The organism is Nitratireductor sp. ZSWI3 (assembly GCF_024655565.1).
In the GTDB taxonomy this organism is placed as follows: domain Bacteria; phylum Pseudomonadota; class Alphaproteobacteria; order Rhizobiales; family Rhizobiaceae; genus Nitratireductor.
Window position 1 is genome coordinate 1 of the sequence record NZ_JANKOF010000163.1, and the last position, 5,560, is coordinate 5,560.

Sequence of the window (5,560 nt, forward strand, 5' to 3'; positions counted from 1 at the left end):
AGGCGGGCGTCGACTTCCTCGCCGTCGAGGTGCATGAAGGGCACATCGCCCTGCCGGAACTGCTGGAGGACCTTGCCGCGCGCGGCATCATGACGCTGATGGTGGAAGGCGGCGCCTATACGGCGGGCGCCTTCCTGGCGGAAGGTGTCGTCGATCGCCTCGCGCTGTTTTCTGGGCCAGCCGAAATCGGTGCTGGCGGGATTGCCGCGCCGATCGATCCGGCCCATAGCCCGGAAGGCTTCCGCCTGCAGCGGCAGGCGCGCTTCGGCACGGATGTCTACCGCGAATTTGTGAGGGCCGGCTGATGTTCACCGGGATAGTCACCGATGTGGGAACCGTGCAGTCGGTCACGCCGCGCGACGAGGGCGTGCTGCTGCGCATCGAGACCAACTACGATCCGAAGACGATCGACATCGGCGCGTCCATCGCCTGTGCCGGCGTCTGCCTGACGGTGGTCGCCGTGCCGCAGGGCGGCGCCAATGGCCGCTGGTTCGAGGTGGAGGCCTGGGAGGAGGCGCTGCGCCTGACGACCCTTGCCGGGTGGGCGCCCGGGCAACGCATCAATCTGGAGCGGGCGCTGAAGGTCGGCGACGAGCTCGGCGGTCACATCGTCTCGGGCCATGTCGACGCGACCGCCCGGATCGTCGACCGCAAGGACGAGGGCGAGGCCGTGCGTTTCGTGCTCGAGGCGCCGAAGGACCTGGCGAAGTTCATCGCGCCGAAGGGATCGGTCGCCCTCGACGGCACCTCGCTCACCGTCAACCACGTCGACGGCAACCGATTCGACGTTCTGCTGATCCACCACTCGCTGGCGGTCACCACCTGGGGCGAGCGGGCGGTCGGCGATCGCGTCAACATCGAAATCGACACGATGGCGCGTTATGCTGCGCGTCTTGCGGATGCCGCCAAAGAGGCTTAAGGCAGCGCTCTCTTTTGTAATGGTTTCCGTGCGGAGAAAATCCATGGCCGATGCGCGTCCCTTAAGGGTGTTGATCGTCGAAGCCCGCTTCTATGACCATCTGGCAGACGGCCTCCTGGCGGGCGCCAAGGCGGCGCTGGATGAGGCGGGCGCGGCCTACGACGTCGTCACCGTGCCGGGAGCGCTGGAAGTGCCGGCGGCGATCGCCTTCGCCGCGGACGGCAACAGCGGACCGCTCTATCATGGCTATGTCGCGCTCGGCTGCGTGATCCGCGGCGAAACGTATCATTTCGACGTGGTCGCCAACGAATCGGCCCGCGGCCTGACCGATCTCGCGCTGCAGAAGTCGCTCGCCATCGGCAACGGCATCCTGACCGTCGAGAATGAGGCTCAGGCGCTGGCGCGCATCGAGCAGAGCGAGGGCACGAGCGGGGAGAGCATGGGCAAGGGGCATTTCGCCGCCATGGCCGCCCTCAAGATGATCGCGCTGAAACAGCGCTTTGGAGTTTAAAGTGAAAGCACCGACCGCCGACAATCTTCGCCCGGCCAACAAGCGCGGCGCTGCGCGCCTTGCCGCCGTGCAGGCACTCTACCAGATGGATGTGGCCGGCACCGGTCTTCTGGAGACGACGGCCGAATACGAGCTTTTCCGCCTCGGCAAGGAGATCGACGGCGAGCTCTACCGCGACGCGGACTCGCAATGGTTCCGGGCGATTCTCGCCGGCGTCGTGGAGGATCAGAAGGTGATCGATCCGGTGATCCGCCAGGCGCTCACCGACGACTGGCCGCTGTCACGCCTCGATTCCACGCTGCGGGCCATCCTGCGCGCCGGCGTCTATGAGCTGACGCGGCGCCGGGACGTGCCGGTAGCGGTGATCGTTTCCGAATATGTCGACATCGCCAAGGCGTTCTATACGGAGGACGAGCCCAAGCTCGTCAACGCGGTGCTCGACCGTGTCGCCAGGCGCAGCCGGGACGAGGGCAGGGGAAAGGACGCGAAGTGAGCGAAACGCGCGGTGATCTTTACCGGGAGGCAAAGCGCACCGCGCTGATCCTGGCCGTATCGCAGGCGGTCGTGGGATCGGCAGCGCCGATCGCGATTTCCATGGGCGGCCTGGCCGGCTTCTATCTGCTCGACGCCGACAAGTCGCTCGCCACCGCGCCCGTCACCGGCTTCAATGTCGGCATCGCGCTCGGCGCCCTGCCGGCCGCGGCCCTGATGCGCGCCATCGGCCGCCGCAACGGGCTGATGTCGGGCGGCTTCGTCACCGCCTGCGGCGGTTTCGTGGCCGCGCTCGCTCTGTTCCAGTCGAGTTTCTGGCTGTTCGCGCTCGGTCTTCTGGTGATCGGCACCGGCAACGCCTTCCTGCAGCAATACCGCTTCGCCGCGGCCGACAACGCGCCGGCGGATTTCAAGCCGCGCGCCATCTCCTGGGTGCTGGGCGGCGGCGTGTTCGCGGCGGTCATCGGCCCGCAGATCGTCATCCACACGCGCGAGCTGTTCGCGCCCGTCATGTTCGCGGGCGCCTTCGCCTCGATCATCGTCCTCGGCCTTCTCGGATCGATGGTGCTGTCGTTTCTGCGTCTGCCGAAGGAGGCGCCCTCCGCACAGCTCGATGATCATCAGCCCGCCCGTCCGCTATCGGTGATCATCCTGCAGCCGCGCTTCCTGGTGGCGCTGTTCTGCGGCATTGCCTCCTATGCGCTGATGAGCTTCGTGATGACCGGCGCGCCGCTCGCCATGGTCGGCTGCGGCTTCACGCCGGACGAGGCGACCCTCGGCATCTCCTGGCACGTGATGGCGATGTTCGCGCCGAGCTTCATCACCGGCCGCCTGATCGCCCGTTTCGGCAGGGAGACCATCGTTGCGACCGGGCTGGTTCTTCTGATCGGCTGCGCCCTCGTGGCGCTTTCGGGCATCGCGCTGTGGCAGTTCTGGACGGCGCTGATCTTGCTCGGCGTCGGCTGGAACTTCGGCTTCATCGGCGCCACGTCCATGGTCGCCGAGTGCTACCACGCCTCTGAGAAGAACAGCGTGCAGGGCGTGCATGATTTCCTGCTGTTCTCGATCACGGCCTTCGCCTCGCTGATGTCCGGCCAGGTTTACAACGCCTATGGCTGGGACATGCTGGCGATCGTCGTGCTTCCCGTGGCCATCTCCTGCCTCGCGGCGCTTGGCGTTCTGGCCCTCGGCGCACGCAAGCACCGCACTGCCTGAACGGCAAAAGCCGGGAAAAACAGCCGACTGGTCCTTGACGTTGCGTCACGGCATCGCCCAAGCTGCGTCGATAAGGCCGGGAGGGGCGCGAATGCCGACGGCCTTTTTCAGCGCGGTCCGGAGGGATTTCTGTCGCGGGCCGAAATCGAGGGATAGATTGGCAATGACAATGCTTTACGTCGTCATCGCCTGCGGTGTGCTTTCCATTCTCTATGCCATTTGGGCAACCCAGTCGGTGCTGGCCGCCGACCAGGGCAATGCACGCATGCAGGAAATCGCTGGTGCCATCCGGGAGGGGGCGCAGGCATATTTGACAAGGCAGTACACCACCATCGCCGTCGTCGGCGTCGTGGTCTTCGTTCTCGCCTGGTGGCTTTTGACATCCGTGGCGGCCATCGGTTTCCTGATCGGCGCGGTGCTTTCGGCCGCCGCCGGCTTCATCGGCATGAACGTGTCCGTGCGCGCCAATGTGCGCACCGCCCAGGCCGCGTCCAACAGCCTGGCCGCCGGCCTCGACATCGCCTTCAAGTCGGGCGCCATCACCGGCCTTCTGGTCGCCGGCCTGGCATTGCTCGGCGTGTCGGTCTATTTCTGGGTGCTGACCGGGCCCCTCGGCTTCGGGGCGACCGACCGCACGGTCATCGATGCCCTCGTGGCGCTCGGCTTCGGCGCCTCGCTGATCTCCATCTTCGCCCGTCTCGGCGGCGGCATCTTCACCAAGGGGGCCGATGTCGGCGGCGATCTCGTCGGCAAGGTCGAAGCCGGCATTCCCGAGGACGATCCGCGCAACCCGGCGACTATCGCCGACAATGTGGGCGACAATGTCGGCGACTGCGCCGGCATGGCGGCCGACCTGTTCGAAACCTATGTGGTGACGGTGGTGGCGACCATGGTGCTCGCCTCGATCTTCTTCACCGGGGCGACGGCAGTGACGCTGATGCTGTTCCCGCTGGTCATCGGCGGGGCCTGCGTCGTCACGTCGATCATCGGCACCTTCTTCGTCAAGCTCGGCTCCAACAATTCCATCATGGGTGCCCTCTACAAGGGGTTTTGGGCGACGGCGGGGCTTTCCGTCGTGGCGCTGGCGCTCATCGTCTGGGGCTGGCTTGGCGGCTCGACCGAGTTTACGGCGAGCAACGGCCGGGCCTTCACGGGCTCGACCCTGTTCTGGTGCGGCGTGGTGGGGCTTGCCGTCACCGGCCTCATCATCTGGATCACCGAGTATTACACGGGCGTCGGCTATCGCCCGGTGCGCTCGATCAGCCAGGCATCGGTGACCGGCCACGGCACCAACGTCATCCAGGGGCTTGCCGTGTCGCTCGAGGCGACGGCACTGCCGGCCCTCGTCATCATCGCCGGCATCATCCTGTCCTACAACCTGGCCGGCCTGTTCGGCATCGCCATCGCCGTGACGACGATGCTGGCGCTCGCCGGCATGGTGGTGGCGCTCGACGCTTTCGGCCCGGTGACAGACAATGCCGGCGGCATCGCCGAGATGGCGGACCTGCCGTCGGAGGTGCGCAAGACGACCGACGCGCTCGACGCGGTCGGCAACACCACCAAGGCGGTCACCAAGGGCTATGCGATCGGCTCCGCGGGCCTCGGCGCCCTGGTGCTGTTCGCCGCCTACACGGAGGATCTGAAGTTCTTCGCCGCCAACGCGCAGGCCGGCTCGTTCTTCGAGGGGGTGAGCGTCGATTTCGCTCTGTCCAATCCCTATGTGGTGGTCGGTCTCCTGTTCGGCGGCCTGCTTCCCTTCCTCTTCGGCGGCCTGTCGATGACGGCCGTCGGCCGCGCCGGCGGCGCCATCGTGCAGGAGGTGCGCCGGCAGTTCCGCGAGAAGCCGGGCATCATGCAGGGCAAGGACAAGCCGGATTATGGCAAGGCCGTCGATCTTCTGACGCGCGCTGCGATCAAGGAGATGATCGTGCCGTCGCTGTTGCCGGTGCTCTCGCCGCTCGTCGCCTTCGCCGTCATCTACCTGATCGCCGGCAAGAGCGAGGCCTTCTCGGCGCTCGGCGCCATGCTGCTCGGCGTCATCGTCACCGGCCTCTTCGTGGCGATCTCCATGACCGCCGGCGGCGGCGCCTGGGACAATGCGAAGAAGTCGTTCGAAGACGGTTTCGTCGACGCCGATGGGGTCAAGCACGAGAAGGGCTCTGAGGCGCACAAGGCCTCGGTGACCGGCGACACGGTCGGCGATCCCTACAAGGACACGGCCGGCCCCGCCGTCAACCCGATGATCAAGATCACCAACATCATAGCACTGCTGCTTCTGGCCGTGCTGGCGCACTAGATCGCGATGATCTTGGATTGAATCAATCCAAGATCATAAACGCGATCGTTTTCAAAAAGTTGGAGCGGGATGCGGGTGGAAAACCGCTTCACACTTTTCCTCATTCCGCTCTACAGCGCAGACCCGA

Annotated in this window: 6 protein-coding genes; all 6 read left to right on the forward strand. The window is 66.0% G+C overall.

The window, feature by feature from the left end; translation table 11 throughout:
* Positions 1-305 (forward strand): dihydrofolate reductase family protein (locus tag NUU27_RS24775; RefSeq protein ID WP_257764960.1); only part of this gene is annotated, 305 nt, incomplete at its 5' end.
* Positions 305-919 carry a riboflavin synthase gene (locus NUU27_RS24780; protein WP_257764961.1) on the forward strand — a complete coding sequence of 205 codons (615 nt, stop codon included), beginning with the start codon at positions 305-307 and terminating at the stop codon, positions 917-919. The genes NUU27_RS24775 and NUU27_RS24780, both read left to right, overlap by 1 nt.
* 43 nt (positions 920-962) lie before the next feature.
* Positions 963-1,430 (forward strand): 6,7-dimethyl-8-ribityllumazine synthase, encoded by a 468-nt coding sequence (gene ribH / locus NUU27_RS24785; protein ID WP_257764962.1) that lies wholly within the window; start codon positions 963-965, stop codon positions 1,428-1,430.
* 1 nt (position 1,431) lies between these two features.
* The gene (gene nusB, locus NUU27_RS24790) at positions 1,432-1,923 is read left to right on the forward strand and encodes a transcription antitermination factor NusB (RefSeq protein ID WP_257764963.1); all 492 of its coding nucleotides are present in this window, start codon (positions 1,432-1,434) and stop codon (positions 1,921-1,923) included.
* On the forward strand, positions 1,920-3,137 hold the full coding sequence (locus NUU27_RS24795) for an MFS transporter (RefSeq protein ID WP_257764964.1): 1,218 nt from the start codon (positions 1,920-1,922) through the stop codon (positions 3,135-3,137). Before nusB ends, NUU27_RS24795 begins: the two co-directional genes overlap by 4 nt.
* Before the next feature lie 163 nt (positions 3,138-3,300).
* Positions 3,301-5,433, forward strand: coding sequence for a sodium-translocating pyrophosphatase (locus NUU27_RS24800; RefSeq protein ID WP_257764965.1), 2,133 nt, complete (start codon positions 3,301-3,303; stop codon positions 5,431-5,433).
* Positions 5,434-5,560: the final 127 nt, after the last annotated feature.

Bases quoted from the DNA above. Each gene is read 5' to 3' on its own strand.
- NUU27_RS24780 (WP_257764961.1), top strand. From the start codon at position 305: ATGTTCACCGGGATAGTCACCGATGTGGGAACCGTGCAGTCGGTCACG.
- ribH (WP_257764962.1), top strand. From the start codon at position 963: ATGGCCGATGCGCGTCCCTTAAGGGTGTTGATCGTCGAAGCCCGCTTC.
- NUU27_RS24800 (WP_257764965.1), top strand. From the start codon at position 3,301: ATGACAATGCTTTACGTCGTCATCGCCTGCGGTGTGCTTTCCATTCTC.